The organism is Mesorhizobium sp. CAU 1741, from assembly GCF_039839275.1.
Taxonomy (GTDB): Bacteria; Pseudomonadota; Alphaproteobacteria; order Rhizobiales; family Rhizobiaceae; genus Aerobium.
Genome location: NZ_JBDOQP010000001.1, coordinates 491,362 through 510,829 on the forward strand (window position 1 = coordinate 491,362; position 19,468 = coordinate 510,829).

A 19,468-nucleotide genomic window follows, 5' to 3' on the forward strand; every position below is an offset into this window, starting at 1 on the left:
CATCGCGGCGGTCGGCGTCAGATGACATGCCTTATGGCCATCCAGACAGCCATGGCGATCATCATCAGGTTCTCGGTCAGCGAGACGAAACCGAGCGGCACGTTCGACCCGCCGCCGACGCAGGCGCATTTAAGCTCCCGCCGCTCGACATAGACGGCCTTGAAGACGGAGACCGCGCCGACGGTCCCGATCACGAACGCCACAGGCACGGACAGCCACGACAACGCCCCGGCCAGCATCAGCAAGCCGGCCCCTGTTTCCGCGAAGGGGTAGATGTAGGCATAGGGGACCCAGCGCCGGGCCAGCAGGTCGTAGTTGAGAAACATGGTGGAGAAACCCTCGACGTCGCGCAGTTTCTGCAAGCCCAGCAGGATCATGGCGCTGGCGATGACCCATTCCGCCGTGCGGATCGGCTCGACGGTGCCGAAGGCCGCCCACGAAATCGCCAGACCCATCAGCGCTGCGACGGCGAAGATGGCGATCACGGGCCGGTAACTGGTGTCCCCTTCACGCTCCACGGGCTTGCCAAAATAGGCGCGCAGATCGTCATGCCCGCCAATGCGCCTGCCATCGATGAAGGTCTGCGGCGTCGTCTCCACCTCGTGCTCGCGCATGAAGGCCTCCGTCTGCGCCCGGTCCGTCAGGTGGTGGTCATTGACCGCGAAGCCGTTGGTCTCGAGCAGCCATTTCGACTTTATGCCATAGGGGCAGACATGCTCGGGCATGACCATGCGATAGAGGTCCGCGGTTCTGGTTTCAGGCTTTGTATTCGCGTCCATCGTGCCGCCTCCTTTTTTCATGATAGCCAAACACCTTGCCGCCGCGATTGATCCGCGCGACGAGGAGCCGTATCGGCCTTCCACCGGCTGGAAGGTCAAGCCGCCACCGAGAATGAACCTGGCATGTGCGTGGGCTTGAGCTTCCAGTCGCTGGAAGCCACATAGTGGCCAGCCTGCAGGATGGAGACCTTGCCATGAACATCGGAAATGCTGCCCGCAAGTCGGGCTTGCCGCCCAAGACCATTCGCTACTACGAGGAGATCGGGCTGATCACCGCAGACAGGGCGTCGAACGGCTATCGCGACTATTCCGGTGAGGACGTGCATCGCCTGCGTTTCGTACAGCGCGCCCGCAGCCTCGGCTTTTCCGTCGAGGAATGCCGGCAGTTGCTGTCACTCTACTCCGACCGGGACCGTGCCAGCGCCGACGTGAAGGCGATCGCGATCGACAAGCTGGGCGAGATCGACCGCAAGATCGCCGAACTGACAGGCCTGCGCGACATGCTTGGCCACCTCGTCTCGAACTGCCACGGCGACGCACGCCCCGACTGTCCCATCATCGACGGTCTGTCTGGCCGTACCGGGCATTGAGGCGCGCTGGGCGAACGGAGACAAGGGGAGGGTGGGCGAAGGGCAGCTCTTCGCCGACCGGGTTGCGGAAGAGGACCTTCATCCAATGCCAAACCATTAGCTTCGGCCCATGCGCGCAGAGGATTACTTCCGGTAGATGTGGCAATCGAATTCCGCCGCTTGCAACCTGGCAAGCTCGCCGCTTAACATCAATCCGTATTTATCCTTGGCGGGAACGATACTCTCCTCCTTGTCGGCTTACCCGGGGCCGCCTGGCAGGCTTTCCTCGCATACGGCCTGCTGGTTGCGGTGCTTGCAGCTCTCATTGCAGTGTTCGGCACGCGAACCCGTGCCTGGACTTGAACGACAGCGAGGAAAATGAACATGGAAGCGATACGGCAATTGGCGGCGAACGTTACCTCGGCCTCGCTCTGCGATGCGCTCGGGCGCATGCATACCCATCGGAGCCATGTTATCGACATGGTGTCGCCCACCCCCGGAAAGGTCTTGTTCGGGCCTGCAGTCACCATGCGAATGCTGCCGTGGCGTCAGGACCTCTACGACAGCGGCGTCCACGGCTTTGCTCGCCAGTTCTACCTCGCAGTCGGAAGTGAGCCAGCCGGCAAGGTGCTGGTTGTCGACAGCAGCGGTCACACTGCTGTTTCGGTAGGTGGGGGCACGAAACTGTCGCGCCTTGCCAATATGGGTCTTGCAGGCATGATTACGGATGGACGCCTGCGCGACTTCGATGAACTCGCCGGCTACGACCCGGTTTTCTACTGCAGTGGAACGACCATTCGTGCAGGTACGGGCGACTTGATGCCCGTGGCAGTCAACGAACCTGTGAATCTTGCCGGCGCTAGCGTAGTGCCTGGGGACTACGTATTCGCAGATGGGGCAGGAGCGGTTATCGTACCAGCGGTATCGCTGTTGGAAGCGTTGCAAGCCGCAAATGATATCCAGGCGAAGGACAAATACTACCTTGATGTGATTCTGCGCGAGACGGGCTCAACCTCCGGTGCCTCACCGAGCGACAAGGCATGACATGTCTCTGGTGTACCCGAACCCCGGTATTCGTGGTGCTATGCGATCTAGCAAAGGATGGACACTATGGTGACCCGTGGATTTGTAGGGAAGAAGCCCGGGGGCGGACCCAAGGACCCGACCGAACGCATTCCGCCCGGGCAGCACTTGGTGAATGACTTCCCGGTGCTGACGGCCGGCCCTACGCCCCGGATCGCGACGGTGGACTGGGCGTTCACCCTCAAGGTCGGCCCGCAACCCGTAAAGAAGTGGACTTGGCAGGAGTTCAACGCCCTGCCGATGACCAAGGTGGTGCGCGACATCCATTGCGTGACGACGTGGTCAAAGCTGGACACTCAGTGGGAAGGGGTGATGGTCGACGACATCCTGGCCGATGCAGGGATAGAACCGCCGACAGACTTCGTGTTGGCGCATTCGTTCGATGGCTATTCCACGAATGTGCCGGTAGCAGACATGGTTGGCGGCAAGGCTATGGTCGCGTTGAAATTCGGTGGGCAGCCGCTTGCGACCGATCATGGTGGTCCGGCACGTCTGCTGGTGCCGCATCTCTATTTCTGGAAGTCCGCGAAATGGGTGAACGGCTTGCAGTTTACGCAAAAGGATGAGCCAGGGTTCTGGGAACTACGCGGTTATCACATCTATGGCGACCCCTGGTTGGAACAACGGTATACCAGTGATTGAAGCTGCGAGCCTTTCGAAGGCTGGTGTGTGGATGGAGGCGCGCGTGTCCTCGATCCTTGACCGAACGCCGTCCATCAAGAGTTTCTTCTTCGACGTGGGAACGCACTTCCGGCATATTGCCGGGCAGCACATGGTCGTCAGGCTTACGGATCCGGACGGCTACAGTGTGATGCGGAGCTACTCCATCGCCTCGGCGCCCGCCGGCGATGGTATTATCGAACTGGCTATCGAGAGACTTGCAGATGGGGAGGTGTCGCACTTCTTCCACGATGTTGTCGAAGTCGGAGATGCCATCGAACTGCGCGGTCCCTTGGGAGGCCATTTCATCTGGTCTGCCGAAAAGCCGGGGACATCGCTTTTGATCGGCGGCGGATCCGGCGTCGTTCCGCTGATATCGATGGCCCGCCAGCGCCGGACAGGGTCGGCAGGTGAGCCCATGGGGCTGCTGCTCTCCGCACGCAGTAAGGACGACGCTCCATTCTTCGACGAACTTGTCGAGATGGATGCCGGAACCCCGGGCTTCTCGTTCACGGCCACCTTTACGCGGGAGCCTCCGGTGCGCGCTGCAGACTTCGACCGACGCCTGGACGAGGATATGATCCGGGTAGTCCTCGGCCGCCTCGGCCAACCGCCGGACTGCACTTTCATCTGCGGCTCGAACCGCTTCGTCAATGCGGCGGCTGACAGCGTCCTTGCTGCTGGCATCCCGGCCGAAACGGTGCGGACCGAAAGATATGGCGGCTGACGCGGTGGCTGGAACGCGCGCCTGACGACTTCACAAAGGGGAAAACCACGCACGACCAAGAAGACATGCAGCCGTCCGACGCGTCAGGCCATAACGGCTGCGTTCATCAAGGGCCTTAGCCTCCCTGCTTTCCTACCCTTTCACTCTTCAGCTACCTCAGGTCGTGCCCGGTACAAGCAAGGATCAGAAGTCGTTGGTTGAGGCCGATACCTGGCGCAATGGCCGCTTGTGAGAAATCCCAGATCAGGGTCGAATGTCCGAGAATGGTGTCGGAAGCAGCCATCGCCGGAGCGATGCGGGACATAGGTGACATTTTGTACCAATGACATGGCGGAGGGAGTGGGATTTACACACCTCTCCGCCAGTGTCCGCACTAGGTCGCAGAAGTGGTTGAAATACCGGAATTCTGCGGCCTTTTTGTTTGCTGGTATCCGCCCCCGTCCGCTATCATCCTCGCGACATTGTGGGGAAGATTGTGGGGAAGAGGTTGGCGCGCGGATCAAAGAAGCTTTCAGCCACGGAAGTCAAAGCGATTGTCCGCCCGGGCCGTCATGCGGATGGCGGGGGGCTATATCTCAACGTATCGGCATCCGGTACGAAGTCCTGGGTCTATCTGTTCATGAAGAACAGAGTTCGCAGGGAGATGGGGCTTGGCGCTTACCCGGCGGTCTCCCTTGCTGCAGCGAGAGAGAAGGCCGAGTCGGCTCGAGCCGTGGTGGCAGCCGGCGAAGATCCGTTCGCCCTGCGCAGACAAGAGGCGCCGAAGACTTTCGCAGAGGCCGCGGAGGCGTTCATCGGCTCAATGGAGAAGGGCTGGCGAAACGATAAGCATGTCGCACAGTGGCGCATGACGCTTGGACCGACATACTGCAAAGACATCCAAAATAGACCAGTTTCAGAGGTGAGCACCGATGATGTCCTGGCCGTTCTGTCGCCGATCTGGACCACGAAGGTAGAGACCGCGTCACGGGTGCGGGGGAGGATTGAGCGCGTGCTCGAATATGCCAAGGTCAAAGGCTGGCGGACGGGCGACAATCCGGCCCTCTGGCGCGGCCACCTTCGTGGCGCCTTGCCACCTCGTAAGAAACTTCAGCGAGGTCATCATGCAGCTATGCCATATTCGGACGTGCCCCAGTTCGTCGGTCGTCTGACGTCTGCAGATGCAATGGCAGCCCGTGCGCTGGAGTTCCTCATCCTTACAGCAGCGCGATCGGGGGAGGTGATCAACGCTCGATGGTCCGAGATAAAGCTGAAAGAAGGCGTGTGGATCGTGCCCAAGGAGCGAATGAAAGCCGGTGTGGAGCACCGCGTTCCTCTTCCTGAGCGGGCGATCGCGATATTGACTGCGCTGCACGATACGAGGCTCAACGAATTTGTATTCCCTGGCGAGAAGAAGGATCGTCCGCTCTCACCCATGGCTCTCACGATGCTGATGCGGCGGATGGATGCCGGCCACTTCACCCCGCACGGGTTCCGATCGTCTTTCCGCGATTGGGCTGGCGATGCCACAAGCTTTCCCCGAGAGATCGCGGAAGCCGCTCTTGCGCACAAGGTCGGCGATGAGACCGAGCGAGCCTATCGCCGGTCCGATGCTCTTGCGCGCCGTCGTAAGATGATGGGCGCCTGGGCTGCCTTCTGCACCAGAAAAAACGTAGGAAAAAAGTCTCCGCAGTAGTCCGCACTGGCTTGCGTTGTTCTTCTTTTGAGCTACATTAATGATTGATTGTAGGACCGCACTAGGGCGCGCAAAGTTCATATCTTGAGCCCGCCCGACATGTCTGTCCGGAGATAGCCGCAAGGCCATCCAGCATCGCTCGCAACGGGGCGATGTGTGTGCATCGCACACGTTTGGATGGATGGCTTGGCGGGTACCCACATCCGAGACCGTTGCCGGATTTCCCCATTCGCGGGGGAGTTCGGCGCGGTCTTTTTTTATGCCTCGAGTTCAGAAAGGAGCAACGATGAACGAGGTGGTCGAGGAAGAAGTTGTAGGCGGAAAGGTAGCCTACAGGATCAACGAGTTCTGCGCCGCCTTCGGGGTGGGGAAGTCGCTGGTATTCGAGGAGATCGCGGCCGGAAGGCTGCGCACCAAGAAGGCTGGCCGTAGGACGCTCATTCCCGCGCGCGATGCTTCCGCATGGCTGGAGGCATTGCCGGAAGGGAGGCTTCCATGACGATCCCTATCGGCGGCAGCACCGGTTGCGATCATGAGCACAGCGCGGCGGTTGACGAGGCCGCTGCCTGGCTTTCCCAGACGCCGCCACAGGCCATCGGCAAGCCTGTCATTCCCGCCTTGCGCCAGCGCTTTGGATTGACGCCACTGGAGGCATGCGAGGCGGTGCGAGAGGCCAATCTGCGGAGGGCGCGGGCGATATGAGCGCGGCGTACCTGAAAAAGAACGGTGATGGAACCGGCCACCTCATGCTGGGCAAGGTGATCCTGCGCGATCTGCGCTGGGAGAAAAAGCCCCAGCATAAAAAGCACCAGCGGAAGGGATGGCGCCACTCGCTCGAAATGCAGCGTCTGCGTGAAATCGAGGACATCATCAGGCACCGATTCAACGGGCCTGTGCCTGATCCGGAAGGCACCGACGACCGCGAAACTTGTCTCGACTTCGTGCGCGTCGCTGCGCTCTCGCTTGTGCCTGGGCAGGACATGGCCATGTGGTGCCGTGTGTTCGCGCCCTGGGTAACTGAAGCTGATCTTCTGCCGATCACCGTAGAGGCTTCAAAGCGTCGTCGCATGATGCGGGCGGATGGCGCCGCGGGTCTGCTCCACCTCACCATGACCGAGCGGCTGGCATTGAAGCTGAAGACCATTGGCGCGGTCGATATGAAAAAGGCGGCCCGTACGAAGTTCATGAAGAACAGGAAGCGGGAGATGGACCGGAAGCGCGACGAGCAGAAGCGAAGGGCAGCCGGTGCCAAGGACCGCGCGTCGTTCGTGGCTCAATCCATCTCGGCAGCAAAGCCATGGGAGGCGCTGAATATGTCCCGCCGCACTTGGTACCGGAAGGGCAAGCCCGAAGTTGGCACAAGTCCCTCGCGAGTAGAAGTAATAGGGAAATGCGAGGCACCTGTGCCACCGGCAACGGGGACCGTCGAGGCGCCGCATTCCATGCCTGTCCCGAGCAGTTCAGCCGCGCGCGTAGCGCGTGGTGAGGGTCTGGGGGATCATCCCCCAGCGGGGCTCCAAGGGGCGGAGCCTCATGGGAGCGGCGCGCTGCCCGATGTCAGTGTGGAACAGCGGAGGAACGCAGCATGAATGTGATCCCCTTTCCAATAGAGGCCGAGGTCGCAGCGATCGAGCGGGCAGCGATCAGTATGGAGCGACGGGAAGCCAGATCGGCGGCGAAGTGGTGGCAGACGGAATGCCGGCGCCTCTACGCGCGATATACCGCCTGCGGCATTCCGGACGCCGACAGCCGGGCGATCGTTGATCGATTTGCGCGCGCCGTGCAGCGAGAGCTTGAGCGCCGTGCATATCTGGAACAATGCCAGACGCCTGGAGATGCCGCTTGATCCCGTACGCCTTCACCTGCCGGCTGATCGACCACGCCCTGGCGGAGCTCGCCGAGCGCGTCGAGGCGATGCCGGCAGGTGACTTCATCGACCAGCACACGGCCGTGCATGCCGAGACTAGGAGCCCGACGATCGATCTTGTCGCCAGTGTGCTCGAGCGTGAGTTCTGGCGCCGATGGCCAGAGGGCCGAGAAGATGGCTGATATGGGGGGCGTCGGCAGATATCCCGGTGATGGGGCCTGCGGACCGGCTTGGGGCAAACGAACAGAATTAGTTTCGCGTTCAAGGCCGGTGATTCATGACCAGCGCGGCTGAACGCATGCGTCGGCATCGCAGGCGCGCGGCTAAGGGGATGATTGTCCTCCCGGCCACATGCGACGAGGCCGGCCTTGCCGATATCCTCATCGAACTCGACCTGATCGACCCGAACCTTGCTGACGATCGGCGCGAGCTGGCGCGCGGCTTGTCCCGGCTGATCGGCATGATGACGCTGGTCGATATCCAGTGACGCGTAACGTCATGCCGTCGCGAAAACTGCCATTCTCGCTCCAACGATGTGATTTGGAGAACCGGAATGCGCGCAGCAATCGCAACAGCAACCCGAGGCGAGCCGGGATTGATGGCAAGCTACGTCCGCCACCTGGCCCTTGCCAATGGCCGACCCTCGCAAGCCGCCTCAATCGCAGAGGATGCGCGATGCAGTGACCGCGTCGTCGGCGCCTTGAAAGCTGCAGTTCCCGCGCACCGGATCACCGACAGCGATTTGGCCGGCCTTCGAGACGCCAACTACGTCTCCGCGCAATTCGTGCCGTTCCTCGCCCGCGCATCGGTGTTCTATTACCTCATCGAACAAGGCGGCATGATCCGTGTCCCGCTTGAGCAGCGCATCGGATGGACCACGGCGACGGCGACTGCATACGTCGCACGCGAAGGCGCCGCGGTGCCTGTGTCTCGGGTGGCTGTCGACGGCACAGGGATAGAACGCCAGAAGGTGAACGGCCTCCTTGTCCTCACCGAAGACATGGTCCGCAACATGGGCGTCCGCGGCGAGACCCTGATCAGTCGGGAGTTGCGGCGCGCCCTCGCGAACACGGTAGACGAGGCATTCCTTGATGCGGTGGTCGACAGCTCGACAGCCCCGCTCGACTCCACAGGCAATCCGGCACAGGATCTTGCCGCCCTCCTGGCAGCAGTAGAGCCCACCATCGAAAGCAGGCTGGTCTGGGCGATGTCTCCTGATGTTGCGATCATGGCATCGACGGTCACGACGGCGGCTGGCGGGTTCCTGTTCCCCGATATGGGGCCGAGCGGTGGCGAGATGTTGCAGACGCCGGCCATGGCCATAGACGCATTGCCGGAAGGTACGATCATGTTGATCGACGCAAGCGGCCTTGCCGGCGATGCCGAGCTCATCACGGTCGACGCGAGCAACGAAACCACGATCGAAATGCTCGACGATCCTATCGGCGACGCAACAACCCCAACGGCCGCCCAGATGGTGTCGATGTTCCAGACGAACAGCGTCGCCATGATGAGCACCGCATGGTTCGGCGTGCATCGCTTCCGAGACGAAGCCATCGCGACCATGTCCGGCGTCGAGTGGGGCCTGCCCGCAAGCGGAGAGTGACATGACGACGTTCGACGGCAAGGCATTCGGCAAAGAGATCGTGAAAGCGGTCAAGGGCTACGTCGACACCGAGATCGCCAAGGTGAAGGCAAACCCTTTGCAGGAGGCGTTTGACCAGGGCTTCGACGCCATGAAGGCATATGTCGACCGCTCGCTTGATCACTACGCCGAGCGCATTGAAGCCCTGGAGGCAGAGAAGGGCATCAAGCCTCGCGTCCGTGTAGCGGCAGGGAGTTCTCGCGATGCCTGATCTGATCGATCAAGTGGACGTCGAGCTTTGCGAGGATGGCCGAACCGTCCTCTTCATTGGTCATACCCAACACGACGACGAGACGTTCATCGCCTCCGTCACGCTTCCGGTGCCTATCCATCCAGATCAATTCCTCGCAGCCGATTGGCGCGAGGTGCGCAACCTGCATTGGCGGCTCCACTGATGTTGCACCCGGCCTCCTTCGTGCAACGGGCGATGGGTCAGGCGTGGCTCATCGCCCATTCAGGGGGGGGTATGTGCGGTTTCCAGGCGACGTCCAAGGCTAGACCCGCCCCTCTCTCATTTGCGCACTTTTTTCGGGTGGCCGGAATTTCAGATGCTGAAAACGGCCAAAATGGCTCAAACCGCATTCATCGCTGACGAGGAATAGGATCAGTACATGGCGCGCGAAAACGTAGTCCGCACAGTCACAATCAAGGGCCGCGAGGAAGGGCTCGACCAGGTCGCAACGAAGCTGCGCAAGGTCGGGCAGGACGCGCATCAGGGTGGCCAGCGCATCGGTGATCTGGATCGGCAACTCGACAGCCTCGACAAGACGCTGGCGGGCGCCCCAAGGGCCTTCGCGGCATTCGAGAAAGGCGCGGCGACGCTGGAACGGGGCCTGAATGCTGGCAAGATATCCGCCCAGGACTTCTCCAGGCAGATGGTCGAGCTACAGCAGCGCCTGCAAAAGACGATATCGCCGCGGATCGCGGTGGACGTGGACCAAAGCGGCCTGCGCAGTCTGATCGATGGACAGACCGAGCTCGACGGGGCGACCCGCCGATCGATCATGAGCATGATCAAGCAGCAGGAAGAACTCCAGCGGCACGCCACCAGGGCAACAGCAGCGATCGACGCAGAGACCGCCGCGCTCCGAATGCAGACGGCAGCGGCGAACGACAATGCGGCATCGTTTCGGAGGCGAAACCTTGGCTACCAGCTCTTCGATATCGGACAGACGGCCGCGCTCGGGATGAGCCCGGCCATGATCGCGATGCAGCAGGGTCCGCAGATCGCCCAGATGTACGCAGGCGAAGGTGGCGTCAATCAGGCGCTGAAGGACACCGGCAACATCCTCGGCGGCATTGCACGGCGGTTTGGCCCGATCGGCATCGCTGCAGGCGCGGCCGGTCTCGCCATCGCCGGCATTCAATCCGAGATCAACGCTACGTCCGATGTGATGGTGAGCTTCGGCGATGTCGCCTGGGCGGTTCCTCAGTTGATCGGCGAGGCGATATACGAGTTCGCGCAGCCTGCCATCGCCGCCCTTGCACCGTGGTTCGCGGAAGCCTGGACGCTGATCAAAGAGAGCACGCGCGACGTCGGCAACTTCATCGTCCGAGAGTTTGCCGCCCAGTACGAGATATTGAAGACGACGGTGCAATCGATCGTTCCCGCCTTCCTCGTCGCTGGTGAGGCGGCCGCGAACGGTTTCATCACCGCCATGAACTGGATGACGGAAAAGGCGGTGGCCGGCGTCAACACCATCATCGGCGCAATGAACGACATGATCGAGTTCATGGGCGGTGACACGATCGCGGAGAAGCTGGGCTTCAATCTCGACATAGGCACGATCGAGGCGCCGGTGATAGCGCCGCTGGACCTAGGCGGGCAGCAGGCACTGGAAGACCTGAACGAGCGCTGGAGCACATTGCGCGACACGCTCGGCGAGATCGACGAAGCGGACTTCATGGGGAGACTGTTCGGCGCGATCCAGCAGCAGGCCATCGAAAACGCAACAGAGCGACTGGCAGAGAACGAGGAAGCGCTCAAGGCGACCAAGAGCACGACGCGCGACCTGGCGGACCACACGAAGAAGGCCGGCGCCGAGATGGCGGAAGCCTTCAACCCGGTGCGCGACCTGTTCGAGGGCATCCTCGACATTCTCTATTCGTCGGGCGACGCGATGGAGAAGCTGATCAGCATCGGCGCCAACATCGGCAAGCAGTTCGCATCGAAGGGGCTCGACACCATCCTGCAGGCCCTTGGCATCGAGGGCGCCGGCAACGTGCCAGCACCGGCCCGTTCCTTTGCCGGAGCGCCATCGGTGGCACAGGCAAAGCAGCTTCAGGCGGTCAACGATAACCTGAAAGGCGTCAGCACAAGTGCGATCGACGTCGCCAAGCAGTTCGCAGGCCTCAATGAGCGCGCCGACAGCGCGGTTTTGGATAGCTTCCTGCAGGCGTCCGGCACGTGGAGCGGCATGTCCTCGCAGGACTTCGCATGGTGTGCGAGCTTCGCCAATGCGGCGATCGTCAAGGCAGGTGGACAGGGTACGGGCTCAAACATGGCTTCGTCCTTCCTCGGATGGGGGCAGGGCACGAATGCGCCGCAGATCGGCGACATCGTTGTCTTGCGGCCGCAAGCCCGCGGCACGTCCGGCCATGTCGGTTTCGTTGCCGGGTTCGGAGACGGTACGGTGCAGGTGTTCGGCGGCAATCAGGGCCAGCCCGGCGGCGCGAACACCAAGTCATTCGGGCTCGACCAGGTCGCAGGCTTCCGCTTCGATCCTTCGATCATGCGTGACGCGGTCTCGGGCGGCATGACCGACTTCTCACGCAGCGCGCAATATCGGCCGGAGATGGCGGGCAACGGTCCGGGCGGCTTCAAGGCGACAAACCTCGAAAACATGCTCGGCATCGGCGGCGCTGCCTTTGGCGCATTCGCAGGCGGCATGCAGAGCGGCGATCCACTGTCAGGCGGCCTTAGCGGTGCTCTGGCGGGTCTCGGCGCGGCTCCGCAGCTTGCCGGCGCACTCAACATCGGCATGGGCGCCGCTGGCGCTCTCGGCTTGGCCGGCGGCGCCATCGTCGGGGCGTGTGCAGGCAAGATGGGTAAACGCGAAGAAGACAGGAGAGCCGCATGACCGCAGTCAATGCGTTTATAGGACGAGATCGGGCATTCATGCTCACCGATGCGTCAATGTACACCGCTTACGGTACAGTCATGGCGTTCGGGCAAAAGGCCGTCGCAATCCCGAATCTGCGGGCAGTGATAGCAAGTCGTGGCGTCCAGAAGACGACCGCTATCCTGGCTATGGAGCTTTCGCTCATGCAGTCGTTCGACGCTCTCTTGGAGCGCGCCGAGTACATCCTGCCGGACTATCACCAAAAGCACCTGATGGAGTTATCGGCGGCGGGTGGTCAAGACATCAACATCGTTGTCGTAGGGTGGTCTGACGAGGCAAATGCCCCGCTTGGCTTCTGCTTCGACAGCACGACCGAGACTTTCGAGATGATTGACGGCTATGTCGCCGGTCCAGTGCCGAGCGACGAGGAAAATTACAACCTGCTCAGCATCGGTTGTCGGCCGCAGCGTGACGTGCCTGTCGCGATCTTCGATCCCGTCGAACACGGCATTCCGTATATGGAGGCGCAGCGACGAATGAAGATCCAGGTCAGCGATATATGCGAACCGATGTCGATCGTGGGCGGGCATGTTCTCCTTTCGGAGGTCACGCGAGACGGCGTCTCACAGCGCGTCATCCATCGCTGGGACGATGAGCCGGGCGAGCCGATCGAACCTGAACCTTTCCACGGATCAGCGCCTCTCGAGCGAACCCTCAATCGTGCAGAGCGGAGGCGCCTGGGGATAGCAGCGAAGAAGAAGGCGCACGCGCGATGAGCTATGCCTCCCATCTTCTCACAGTGCGCAACGCGGGCCGCGAGGGGGCAAACAAGACCTTTGCCCTGCGGCACAACTACGACACGTTCGAAGAGATGTGCGCAGCCGGCAGGGGCGAATGTGAGCGTGTTCTGACGGCGGCCAGTTGCAGCCACAGTCACAAGCAGGTGATCAGAAAGGCCTTCGTGAAGAACGGTTTGGCCGGCTTCGATGCTCGCATGAAGGAACTGCGCCACAAATGGGACGAACAAGAAGACGAGTAGGATCCGATCCCGATCGTCTTCCTTGGTGGCCGCCACGGTTGTCCCGCTGTGGCGGCCTTGCCTTATCAGGAGATCAGCCTTGCCATGAACGATTCGGAGTTGACCCAGCGCCCGTCCAAGGGCTGGACGCCATGGCGCGATGGACCGGTTACAGAGATCACCCGCGTGTGGTGGCAGGCCAAGGAACTGCACTTCCCGAAACTCAACGTGACGGTGTGGTTCGACGGGTCCGATCTGGTCGGTATCGAGCATTGGGGATACCGGGAGCACAAGTGGACCATGAAGAAGCCGCCGGCCAACTGGGAGCCCATGCCAGCGGGCTACAGGGAAGCCGCTGAACGCGCCTGGCAGGAATGGCAGGTCGCGAGCGGTGCATAAGTAGGCAAATTTGCCTGTTTAGAATGGGTATCGGCGGCGGCACCAGTTTCCGGCTGGCCGACGAGTATGACGCAGCGCAAGCGCGTGGCGAGGTAAGGACGCGGGCGGACAATCAGCATGTTCCAGACCAGAACAAGCTCTCGCCGGAAGATATTGGGCTGACGCGAAAAGACATTCACGAAGCCCGCCAATTCCGAGATGCGAGATAGGTACGGGCAGCCATACTCAACTGGATGGCAGGGCGCACGCAAGCGCCGCCCCGAGGGGCGTTCTTGCATCGTTAACCGAATAGGGGCATCATCATCGCGGGCTTAGCAACCCGGACCGCGATAAGCAGGACATGATTGGCGTCATGTGCGCTGCTGACGCGCTAAGAGACCTTGGCGGGTCTCGAATGCGCATAGGTAACGCCTTGGCGGGCGTTCCAACTCGGCTTTTATGGCCGGGGGCGAACGCTATGTCCAGAGGGCAACCTTAAAATCGTTCGGCCTGTCTCGCGGCAGGTTGCTAACCCCCGGCTATCGGTCCGCCACCGATGACAGAACTTTCCGCAAATTTGCGGAATGTTCGCCGGCCGTAGCAAGCCGGTTCGAACCGCGAGAACCATCATGTTCACATACACCCACCCACAATCGCCCGCATTTGACCGTGGAGAGGCTTTGGCCGTTCCCGGCTCCCCAACGCCGAAAGCCACGCCAGCGCTCGCTGACGGGCAATCTGGCGTCGAACTGACCAAGAAGGGGGAGAAATACGTCGCGCTGGTCGAGGCCAGCGGCGTGTTCTTCCTGACGCTGTCCCGCGATCGGGCGAGCATCGCCTACACGATCGAACGCCTCATCAACATGCTGGACGATATGGAGGAAGACCCGGATATTGAACCCGATTCGGATGACGACACGGCCGTCGATGACGAGCGATGCGATCCGTCTGAAAGCGGAGACGATGAGCCGGCGTTCGGTTGGGAAGCCGGGTCGATGCCCTACAATCAGGCCTACCTCAGCGCGGGCATGTATGGCGGCCTGGACGAGATCGAGGATGAGAACGAGCACGGCGGCGACATTCTGGACGAGCCGCACGACGAGGCCGACCAGGGCGACCGCGAGCCGTTCCTTGGCTGGTCGGAGCAGTGCAGTCAGGGCCGTGACGATCCAAGCCTTGCGCTCGGCGATCCGGTCGATGATGCGTCGGACTCTTACCCCATAGGCCTCCTGGCTTTCGACGGCGACGGCTATCACCAGGCAAACGAGATGCTTCGCAAAGCCGGCCACGACCGTGTCAGGGTTTCTCCCGGCTACGGGTGGTTCTGATGACGGCGGTTCGGGAAATATCGCACGTCCGCGAGATCGTCGAGGAGGTGCGATCCGGGGGCGGTACGGTTGAGCAGCAGCTCGCGCGGCTGTTCGATAGCTTCAACACGGCCGTCAGGGTGATCGATCCCAGCATCAAGGGATCGTGGACCGGGTATGACGCCAACATGCCCGATCGGCCGGCCGTCATCATCTTCGAACGGGAGGGCGCCGGCTACTTCAAGGTGCCGCAATGACCACGCTCGACGTCATGTTCGCCGGCACTATCCTGGCCGGCTGGCTCGCTCATCTACTGATCGTGCCTTGAGGGGAACGTTGTGGGGATGACGGGAGGCTGAATGCCAAATTCCCTTTGTTTCCATCACGTTAGCAGGATTTCTTGGCGGAGGGAGTGGGATTCGAACCCACGGAGACATTGCTGCCTCGCCGGTTTTCAAGACCGGTGCCTTAAACCGCTCGGCCATCCCTCCGAAGGATGCTGCTTGCGCCGGTGCCGATCAGCGCCAGTGGCGACATCTGGCTGTCATGGCACGCCGTCGAGCGTCGCGACCGCGTTTATAGCTGCTTGCCTGACGCCGTCAACGAGGGCTGCGAAAACTTCGAGCCTCTCGTGAAGGAAACCGGACAAGAAAGCGGCCACCCGAAGGTGGCCGCTGACTTTTGATGGCGACGGATCACATATCCGGCGTGTGCTTGGCGATCAGTTCCTGTGCCTCGGCTACGAGCGCCTCGGCGTCGAGGCCCTTGCCGTTCATCTCCTCGATCCAGGCATCGATGATCGGCGTCGCCGCATCCTTCCAGCGCTGGGTCTCGGCCTCATCGAGCTCGACGATGTTGTTGTTGCGGTCCTGCGCGATCTTCAGGCCGGCAGCGTCGCCGTCATCCATCACCTTGCCGAACATGGCAGCGGCCTCGATGCCGGAATTGGCGTCGATCACGGCTTTCAGGTCGTCGGGAAGGGCGTCATAGGACGCCTGGTTCATCGCGAATACGAAGGTCTGCGTGTAGAGCCCGTTGGCGCCGGAGAAGCCGGTATGGTTGGTCACCAGTTCGGAAACGCGCAGCGACGGGGTCACCTCCCACGGGATCGTGGTCGCATCGATCACGCCCTTGGACAGTGCCTCGGAGACCGCAGGCACGGGCATGCCGACCGGCGTCGCGCCAAGCGCCTCGAGCATCTGGTTGATGACGCGCGACCCGCCACGGATCTTGAGGCCCTGCATGTCTTCCAGCGTGTTGACCGGGTTCTTGGAGTGGATCAGCCCCGGGCCGTGGGCATGCCAGGCGATGACCTTCATGCCGGCGAACTCTTCGGTGCAGTGCTTTTCACAATATTCGTGAAACGCCTTGGAGGTCGCTTCGCCGGTGGTCATGAAGAACGGAAGTTCGAATGCCTCGGTCGACGGAAAGCGTCCGGGCGTGTAGCCGATCACCGTCCAGATCAGGTCGACGACGCCGTCGCTGACCTGGTCGACGAGCTGCGGCGGGGTGCCGCCGAGCGCCATCGTGTCGTACTTCTCGACCTTGATGCGGCCGTCGGATTCAGCCATCACCTTCTCCGCCCACGGCACCAGTGCCTTGGCGGGAATCGTCGCCTGCGGCGGCAACATCTGGTGAAGACGCAGCGTCACTTCCTGCGCATGGGAAGCAACGGTCATTGCGCCGAGGGCTGCGGTGGCCAGTAGCAACGATTTCAATTTGGTCATGCGAGTATTCCTCCCTGGATATAAAGCTAAATTGTTATAGAGCAGAACTTTCTCTTCGGAAAGCCCGTTACAGCGCTGGACGATAGCGGATTTCGGTATGGTTTACGATGCCGGGGGCAACAACGGTGCCGCGCTCAGTTCGAGACGAGGACAAGGCCGGGGACGCGCTCGATCAGCGCCGGATCCTTCAGAACGAAGTCGAGATTGATCCGGGCAAGCCGCGCATGTTCGCGGGTTACCGCCTCGGCGCGCGATCCCTCGCGCATCTCGATCGCGTGGGCGATGGCGCGGTGCTGGGTCTGGCCGAAGGTTAGTGATGCACGGAAGGCCGGCACGCTTATCTGGGCATTGAGGAATGCGCTCGGTCCGGCGAACGGCAACTGCATCACGCGTTCAAGTTCCCGCTGGACGATCCGGCTACCGGAAAGCTCTGCCACCATCTCATGAAACTGCGCGTTGAGGACCATGTATGCGTCGAGGTCCATCTTGTCGGGGCCGGGCAGGACGACCGTGTCGAGGTTCTGGATCAGTGCGCGCAACGCGGCGAGGCGGGCAGGCGTGATGCCGCGCTCGGCCGCTAGCCTGGCCGCCGTACCCTCCAGCACGCCGCGCAGTTCGATGGCGTCGGCGACGTCGGCCGCCGAAAACAGCCGCACCGAATAGCCGCCCGAGGGAATGGCCTCCAGGATGCCCTCCTGTTCGAGCCGCGCCAGGGCGGCGCGCACCGGCGTGCGGGAGAGGCCGAGATGTTCGCTGACACTGATTTCGGACAGGCGTTCGCCGGCCGGAATCGCACCCGAGAAGACGAGGTCGCGCACACCCAGAACCGCCTTCAGCGTCTGCGACGAGCCTTTTTCCTGGCGCGCATTGTCGCCCATTTCGCAAACCCCTCTCGGTGTTGCAGGGCGTGCGCCAAAGCATGGCCGTCCCCGCCTCAATCAGGAAATACATAATGTATACAGTCGGAAGTCAAGTGGATGGCTTTTGGCGGCAACACATGATAGCCAGCGGCAAACTCCCATTCGGAACAGCTATCGCCAGGAGGATACCATGCCCGCTGAAGCCATCGCCCGCCCGCCTTACCGCGCCGACCATGTCGGCAGCCTGCTGCGGCCGCAATCGGTCAAGGACGCGCGCAAGCGCTTCTACGAGGACAAGTCGATCGGGGCGGAAGAACTCGCGGCCGTCGAGGACGAGGCGATCAGGGACGTGGTGCGGATGCAGGAGAATGCGGGGCTCCCCGTCGTCACCGACGGCGAGATCCGGCGTTCCTTCTGGCATTATGACTTCATGGGCGGGCTGATCGGGCTCGACCTGGAGGAGCGCGACGAAGGCGTCCAGTTCCACGGCGTCAAGCTTCGTCCGATCTTCCCGACGATCAACGAAAAGCTCGACTTTCCCGACGACCATCCGATGCTCGACCACTACCGGTTCGTCGCCGACGTCACCAAGGTGATGCCGAAGATTTCCATCCCGGGTCCGAGCTGCTGTCATTTTCGCACCGCGAAGAGCGACATCCACGTCAAGGATTACGAAGATCCGGAAGCGCTATTTGCCGATCTGGCAAAGACCTATGCCAAGGCTGTCCAGGCATTCTACGATGCCGGTTGCCGCTATCTCCAGATGGACGATATCTTCTTTGCTTATCTCTGCGACCCGAAGCACCGTGCCGCCAAGGCAGCCGAGGGGCAGGATCCGGACTGGCTCATCGACCGCTATGCCTGGATGATGCACGAAGCAATCAAGGACCGCCCGTCGGACATGGTCATCGGCATGCATATGTGCCGCGGCAACTTCGTGTCGACCTATGCCGCCGAAGGGGCCTACGACCCGGCGGCGGACGCGATCTTCAACAAGACCGGCGTCGACATCTTCTTCATGGAGTACGACACCGACCGCGCTGGCGGGCTGGAGCCGCTGCGGCTGCTGTCGAAGGGCAAGCAGCGTGTCATGCCCGGCTTCATCACCACCAAGGTTGGTGATCTCGAAGACATCGAAGACCTCAAGCGCCAGTTCGACGCGGCATCCAAATATGCCGACATCGACCAGCTCGGCATCGCGCCGCAGTGCGGATTTGCTTCCACCGAGGAAGGCAACAAGATCACCGCCGACGACCAGAGGCGCAAGCTCGACCTGGTCGTGAAGACGGCGGAAACGATCTGGGGCGGCGTCGACAAGTAGGGTACCTATTCGGCTGGGGCCATGCCTCCAGCCGGAACTCTCGCCCGTTCGCGTGCGTTCGTGCTCCATGATCGACCATACCGGAATCGTCGTTTCAGACCTTGGCAAGGCGCGCCGCTTCTACGACGCCATCGCCAAGCCGTTGGGTCTCGCCACCGCAGACAATGGCGAGGAATCCTTCGTGTTCGGCAAGAGCGCGGAGGAACCTATCCCCTATCTGTGGGTCGGCATCACGCGGCCTAGCTACTGGGTCGATGGCTCCCGGGCCGGCCTGAACCAGATGCATGTGGCGTTCATCGCGCCGAGCAAGCAGGCAGTAGACGAGTTCCATCGGGCTGCACTGTCGGCCGGCGGACGCGACAACGGCAAGCCCGGTCCTCGCGAGGGGGCAGGGCAGTATTATGGCGCATTCGTGCTCGATCCGGACGGCAACAATATCGAGGCCTGCGTCAGGGGACAGGCCGCGCTGTGATCGTGTCGGCACGCGGTGGCTTGCCAGCTCTGGCGGCATCGGCTATTGAGCAGCCCATGAACACGCAGCGCACAGCAGTGATTTCCCGTCCGTCCGCATTCGCGGGCGAGACCATGCGCGCGCTTTTCTCCACGCTTCTCCTTCTCGGCCTTAGCGGCGATCGCCGGGCTCGCTGAAGGAGCACCCGGCGGTCGATCGTGCCGCCGACGGCGCTCTGCTCCTTGCCCGACCCAGTCCGAAAACTGACGAAAGCGCGCCACGTGCCATGGCCCCCGGGGCCGGCCAGCGCCGGAGAAAGACGATGAACGAACAGACCCG

The 19,468-nt window shown here is 61.9% G+C and carries 26 protein-coding genes and 1 tRNA gene; 23 read left to right on the forward strand and 4 right to left on the reverse strand.

Annotated features, from left to right (window positions below):
• Window positions 1-17 precede the first annotated feature (17 nt).
• Entirely contained in the window at window positions 18-779 is a 762-nt protein-coding gene (locus AAFN84_RS02330) for a glutaredoxin (RefSeq protein WP_347512849.1), read from the reverse strand.
• Between the two features lie 194 nt (window positions 780-973).
• On the opposite strand from AAFN84_RS02330, the gene cueR reads away from it, so the two are divergent.
• From cueR to AAFN84_RS02430, 20 genes are all read left to right on the forward strand, one after another.
• Entirely contained in the window at window positions 974-1,369 is a 396-nt protein-coding gene (gene cueR / locus AAFN84_RS02335) for a Cu(I)-responsive transcriptional regulator (protein WP_347512851.1), read from the forward strand.
• 363 nt (window positions 1,370-1,732) lie between these two features.
• Window positions 1,733-2,392, forward strand: a complete 660-nt coding sequence (locus AAFN84_RS02340; protein ID WP_347512853.1) for a hypothetical protein — start codon at window positions 1,733-1,735, stop codon at window positions 2,390-2,392.
• 66 nt (window positions 2,393-2,458) lie between these two features.
• Window positions 2,459-3,073 (forward strand): sulfite oxidase-like oxidoreductase, encoded by a 615-nt coding sequence (locus AAFN84_RS02345; protein ID WP_347512855.1) that lies wholly within the window; start codon window positions 2,459-2,461, stop codon window positions 3,071-3,073.
• A gap of 43 nt (window positions 3,074-3,116) precedes the next feature.
• The gene (locus AAFN84_RS02350) at window positions 3,117-3,818 is read left to right on the forward strand and encodes an FAD-binding oxidoreductase (RefSeq protein WP_347512857.1); all 702 of its coding nucleotides are present in this window, start codon (window positions 3,117-3,119) and stop codon (window positions 3,816-3,818) included.
• Between the two features lie 487 nt (window positions 3,819-4,305).
• Window positions 4,306-5,493: an integrase arm-type DNA-binding domain-containing protein gene (locus AAFN84_RS02355; RefSeq protein WP_347512859.1), complete on the forward strand. Its 1,188-nt coding sequence runs from the start codon at window positions 4,306-4,308 to the stop codon at window positions 5,491-5,493.
• A 286-nt stretch (window positions 5,494-5,779) separates the two neighbouring features.
• Window positions 5,780-5,992, forward strand: a complete 213-nt coding sequence (locus tag AAFN84_RS02360; protein WP_347512860.1) for a DNA-binding protein — start codon at window positions 5,780-5,782, stop codon at window positions 5,990-5,992.
• Window positions 5,989-6,195, forward strand: a complete 207-nt coding sequence (locus AAFN84_RS02365) for a hypothetical protein (protein WP_347512862.1) — start codon at window positions 5,989-5,991, stop codon at window positions 6,193-6,195. Before AAFN84_RS02360 ends, AAFN84_RS02365 begins: the two co-directional genes overlap by 4 nt.
• The gene (locus AAFN84_RS02370) at window positions 6,192-7,082 is read left to right on the forward strand and encodes a hypothetical protein (RefSeq protein WP_347512864.1); all 891 of its coding nucleotides are present in this window, start codon (window positions 6,192-6,194) and stop codon (window positions 7,080-7,082) included. The genes AAFN84_RS02365 and AAFN84_RS02370 overlap by 4 nt, the downstream gene beginning before the upstream one ends.
• Window positions 7,079-7,339 carry a DUF6074 family protein gene (locus AAFN84_RS02375; protein WP_347512866.1) on the forward strand — a complete coding sequence of 87 codons (261 nt, stop codon included), beginning with the start codon at window positions 7,079-7,081 and terminating at the stop codon, window positions 7,337-7,339. The genes AAFN84_RS02370 and AAFN84_RS02375 overlap by 4 nt, the downstream gene beginning before the upstream one ends.
• Entirely contained in the window at window positions 7,336-7,542 is a 207-nt protein-coding gene (locus AAFN84_RS02380) for a hypothetical protein (protein WP_347512868.1), read from the forward strand. Before AAFN84_RS02375 ends, AAFN84_RS02380 begins: the two co-directional genes overlap by 4 nt.
• A gap of 149 nt (window positions 7,543-7,691) precedes the next feature.
• On the forward strand, window positions 7,692-7,847 hold the full coding sequence (locus AAFN84_RS02385) for a hypothetical protein (RefSeq protein WP_347512870.1): 156 nt from the start codon (window positions 7,692-7,694) through the stop codon (window positions 7,845-7,847).
• A gap of 66 nt (window positions 7,848-7,913) precedes the next feature.
• Window positions 7,914-8,966, forward strand: coding sequence for a phage major capsid protein (locus AAFN84_RS02390; protein ID WP_347512872.1), 1,053 nt, complete (start codon window positions 7,914-7,916; stop codon window positions 8,964-8,966).
• 1 nt (window position 8,967) lies between these two features.
• Complete coding sequence (locus AAFN84_RS02395) at window positions 8,968-9,216, forward strand: hypothetical protein (RefSeq protein WP_347512873.1); 249 nt, start codon at window positions 8,968-8,970, stop codon at window positions 9,214-9,216.
• Window positions 9,209-9,400, forward strand: coding sequence for a hypothetical protein (locus AAFN84_RS02400; RefSeq protein WP_347512875.1), 192 nt, complete (start codon window positions 9,209-9,211; stop codon window positions 9,398-9,400). The genes AAFN84_RS02395 and AAFN84_RS02400 overlap by 8 nt, the downstream gene beginning before the upstream one ends.
• Window positions 9,401-9,616: 216 nt before the next feature.
• On the forward strand, window positions 9,617-12,085 hold the full coding sequence (locus AAFN84_RS02405) for a TIGR02594 family protein (protein ID WP_347512877.1): 2,469 nt from the start codon (window positions 9,617-9,619) through the stop codon (window positions 12,083-12,085).
• Window positions 12,082-12,843: a hypothetical protein gene (locus tag AAFN84_RS02410; protein ID WP_347512879.1), complete on the forward strand. Its 762-nt coding sequence runs from the start codon at window positions 12,082-12,084 to the stop codon at window positions 12,841-12,843. Before AAFN84_RS02405 ends, AAFN84_RS02410 begins: the two co-directional genes overlap by 4 nt.
• A complete protein-coding gene (locus tag AAFN84_RS02415) occupies window positions 12,840-13,106 on the forward strand; it encodes a hypothetical protein (protein WP_347512880.1) in 267 nt (88 codons plus the stop codon). Before AAFN84_RS02410 ends, AAFN84_RS02415 begins: the two co-directional genes overlap by 4 nt.
• Window positions 13,107-13,190: 84 nt before the next feature.
• Window positions 13,191-13,484 (forward strand): hypothetical protein, encoded by a 294-nt coding sequence (locus AAFN84_RS02420; RefSeq protein ID WP_347512882.1) that lies wholly within the window; start codon window positions 13,191-13,193, stop codon window positions 13,482-13,484.
• A 608-nt stretch (window positions 13,485-14,092) separates the two neighbouring features.
• Window positions 14,093-14,791 carry a hypothetical protein gene (locus AAFN84_RS02425; RefSeq protein ID WP_347512883.1) on the forward strand — a complete coding sequence of 233 codons (699 nt, stop codon included), beginning with the start codon at window positions 14,093-14,095 and terminating at the stop codon, window positions 14,789-14,791.
• Window positions 14,791-15,027 (forward strand): hypothetical protein, encoded by a 237-nt coding sequence (locus AAFN84_RS02430; protein ID WP_347512885.1) that lies wholly within the window; start codon window positions 14,791-14,793, stop codon window positions 15,025-15,027. Before AAFN84_RS02425 ends, AAFN84_RS02430 begins: the two co-directional genes overlap by 1 nt.
• Before the next feature lie 144 nt (window positions 15,028-15,171).
• On the opposite strand, the gene AAFN84_RS02435 is transcribed toward AAFN84_RS02430, so the two are convergent.
• A tRNA-Ser gene (locus AAFN84_RS02435) sits at window positions 15,172-15,261 on the reverse strand.
• Window positions 15,262-15,266: 5 nt separating this feature from the next.
• Between AAFN84_RS02435 and AAFN84_RS02440 the strand changes: the two genes are divergently transcribed.
• On the forward strand, window positions 15,267-15,455 hold the full coding sequence (locus AAFN84_RS02440) for a hypothetical protein (protein WP_347512887.1): 189 nt from the start codon (window positions 15,267-15,269) through the stop codon (window positions 15,453-15,455).
• Window positions 15,456-15,465: 10 nt separating this feature from the next.
• Here AAFN84_RS02440 and AAFN84_RS02445 read toward each other — a convergent pair whose 3' ends face one another.
• Window positions 15,466-16,497: a TRAP transporter substrate-binding protein gene (locus AAFN84_RS02445; protein WP_347512889.1), complete on the reverse strand. Its 1,032-nt coding sequence runs from the start codon at window positions 16,495-16,497 to the stop codon at window positions 15,466-15,468.
• Between the two features lie 134 nt (window positions 16,498-16,631).
• Window positions 16,632-17,375: a GntR family transcriptional regulator gene (locus AAFN84_RS02450; protein WP_347512891.1), complete on the reverse strand. Its 744-nt coding sequence runs from the start codon at window positions 17,373-17,375 to the stop codon at window positions 16,632-16,634.
• A 172-nt stretch (window positions 17,376-17,547) separates the two neighbouring features.
• Between AAFN84_RS02450 and AAFN84_RS02455 the strand changes: the two genes are divergently transcribed.
• Together AAFN84_RS02455 and AAFN84_RS02460 are read left to right on the forward strand one after the other, a co-directional pair.
• Complete coding sequence (locus tag AAFN84_RS02455; protein WP_347512893.1) at window positions 17,548-18,678, forward strand: 5-methyltetrahydropteroyltriglutamate--homocysteine S-methyltransferase; 1,131 nt, start codon at window positions 17,548-17,550, stop codon at window positions 18,676-18,678.
• Window positions 18,679-18,745: 67 nt separating this feature from the next.
• A complete protein-coding gene (locus tag AAFN84_RS02460) occupies window positions 18,746-19,150 on the forward strand; it encodes a VOC family protein (protein WP_347512894.1) in 405 nt (134 codons plus the stop codon).
• The last annotated feature ends 318 nt before the right edge of the window (window positions 19,151-19,468 follow it).

Bases quoted from the DNA above. Each gene is read 5' to 3' on its own strand.
- AAFN84_RS02330 (WP_347512849.1), bottom strand. From the start codon at position 779: ATGGACGCGAATACAAAGCCTGAAACCAGAACCGCGGACCTCTATCGC.
- cueR (WP_347512851.1), top strand. From the start codon at position 974: ATGAACATCGGAAATGCTGCCCGCAAGTCGGGCTTGCCGCCCAAGACC.
- AAFN84_RS02340 (WP_347512853.1), top strand. From the start codon at position 1,733: ATGGAAGCGATACGGCAATTGGCGGCGAACGTTACCTCGGCCTCGCTC.
- AAFN84_RS02345 (WP_347512855.1), top strand. From the start codon at position 2,459: ATGGTGACCCGTGGATTTGTAGGGAAGAAGCCCGGGGGCGGACCCAAG.
- AAFN84_RS02360 (WP_347512860.1), top strand. From the start codon at position 5,780: ATGAACGAGGTGGTCGAGGAAGAAGTTGTAGGCGGAAAGGTAGCCTAC.
- AAFN84_RS02365 (WP_347512862.1), top strand. From the start codon at position 5,989: ATGACGATCCCTATCGGCGGCAGCACCGGTTGCGATCATGAGCACAGC.
- AAFN84_RS02370 (WP_347512864.1), top strand. From the start codon at position 6,192: ATGAGCGCGGCGTACCTGAAAAAGAACGGTGATGGAACCGGCCACCTC.
- AAFN84_RS02375 (WP_347512866.1), top strand. From the start codon at position 7,079: ATGAATGTGATCCCCTTTCCAATAGAGGCCGAGGTCGCAGCGATCGAG.
- AAFN84_RS02385 (WP_347512870.1), top strand. From the start codon at position 7,692: ATGATTGTCCTCCCGGCCACATGCGACGAGGCCGGCCTTGCCGATATC.
- AAFN84_RS02390 (WP_347512872.1), top strand. From the start codon at position 7,914: ATGCGCGCAGCAATCGCAACAGCAACCCGAGGCGAGCCGGGATTGATG.
- AAFN84_RS02395 (WP_347512873.1), top strand. From the start codon at position 8,968: ATGACGACGTTCGACGGCAAGGCATTCGGCAAAGAGATCGTGAAAGCG.
- AAFN84_RS02400 (WP_347512875.1), top strand. From the start codon at position 9,209: ATGCCTGATCTGATCGATCAAGTGGACGTCGAGCTTTGCGAGGATGGC.
- AAFN84_RS02405 (WP_347512877.1), top strand. From the start codon at position 9,617: ATGGCGCGCGAAAACGTAGTCCGCACAGTCACAATCAAGGGCCGCGAG.
- AAFN84_RS02410 (WP_347512879.1), top strand. From the start codon at position 12,082: ATGACCGCAGTCAATGCGTTTATAGGACGAGATCGGGCATTCATGCTC.
- AAFN84_RS02415 (WP_347512880.1), top strand. From the start codon at position 12,840: ATGAGCTATGCCTCCCATCTTCTCACAGTGCGCAACGCGGGCCGCGAG.
- AAFN84_RS02420 (WP_347512882.1), top strand. From the start codon at position 13,191: ATGAACGATTCGGAGTTGACCCAGCGCCCGTCCAAGGGCTGGACGCCA.
- AAFN84_RS02425 (WP_347512883.1), top strand. From the start codon at position 14,093: ATGTTCACATACACCCACCCACAATCGCCCGCATTTGACCGTGGAGAG.
- AAFN84_RS02430 (WP_347512885.1), top strand. From the start codon at position 14,791: ATGACGGCGGTTCGGGAAATATCGCACGTCCGCGAGATCGTCGAGGAG.
- AAFN84_RS02440 (WP_347512887.1), top strand. From the start codon at position 15,267: ATGCTGCTTGCGCCGGTGCCGATCAGCGCCAGTGGCGACATCTGGCTG.
- AAFN84_RS02445 (WP_347512889.1), bottom strand. From the start codon at position 16,497: ATGACCAAATTGAAATCGTTGCTACTGGCCACCGCAGCCCTCGGCGCA.
- AAFN84_RS02450 (WP_347512891.1), bottom strand. From the start codon at position 17,375: ATGGGCGACAATGCGCGCCAGGAAAAAGGCTCGTCGCAGACGCTGAAG.
- AAFN84_RS02455 (WP_347512893.1), top strand. From the start codon at position 17,548: ATGCCCGCTGAAGCCATCGCCCGCCCGCCTTACCGCGCCGACCATGTC.
- AAFN84_RS02460 (WP_347512894.1), top strand. From the start codon at position 18,746: ATGATCGACCATACCGGAATCGTCGTTTCAGACCTTGGCAAGGCGCGC.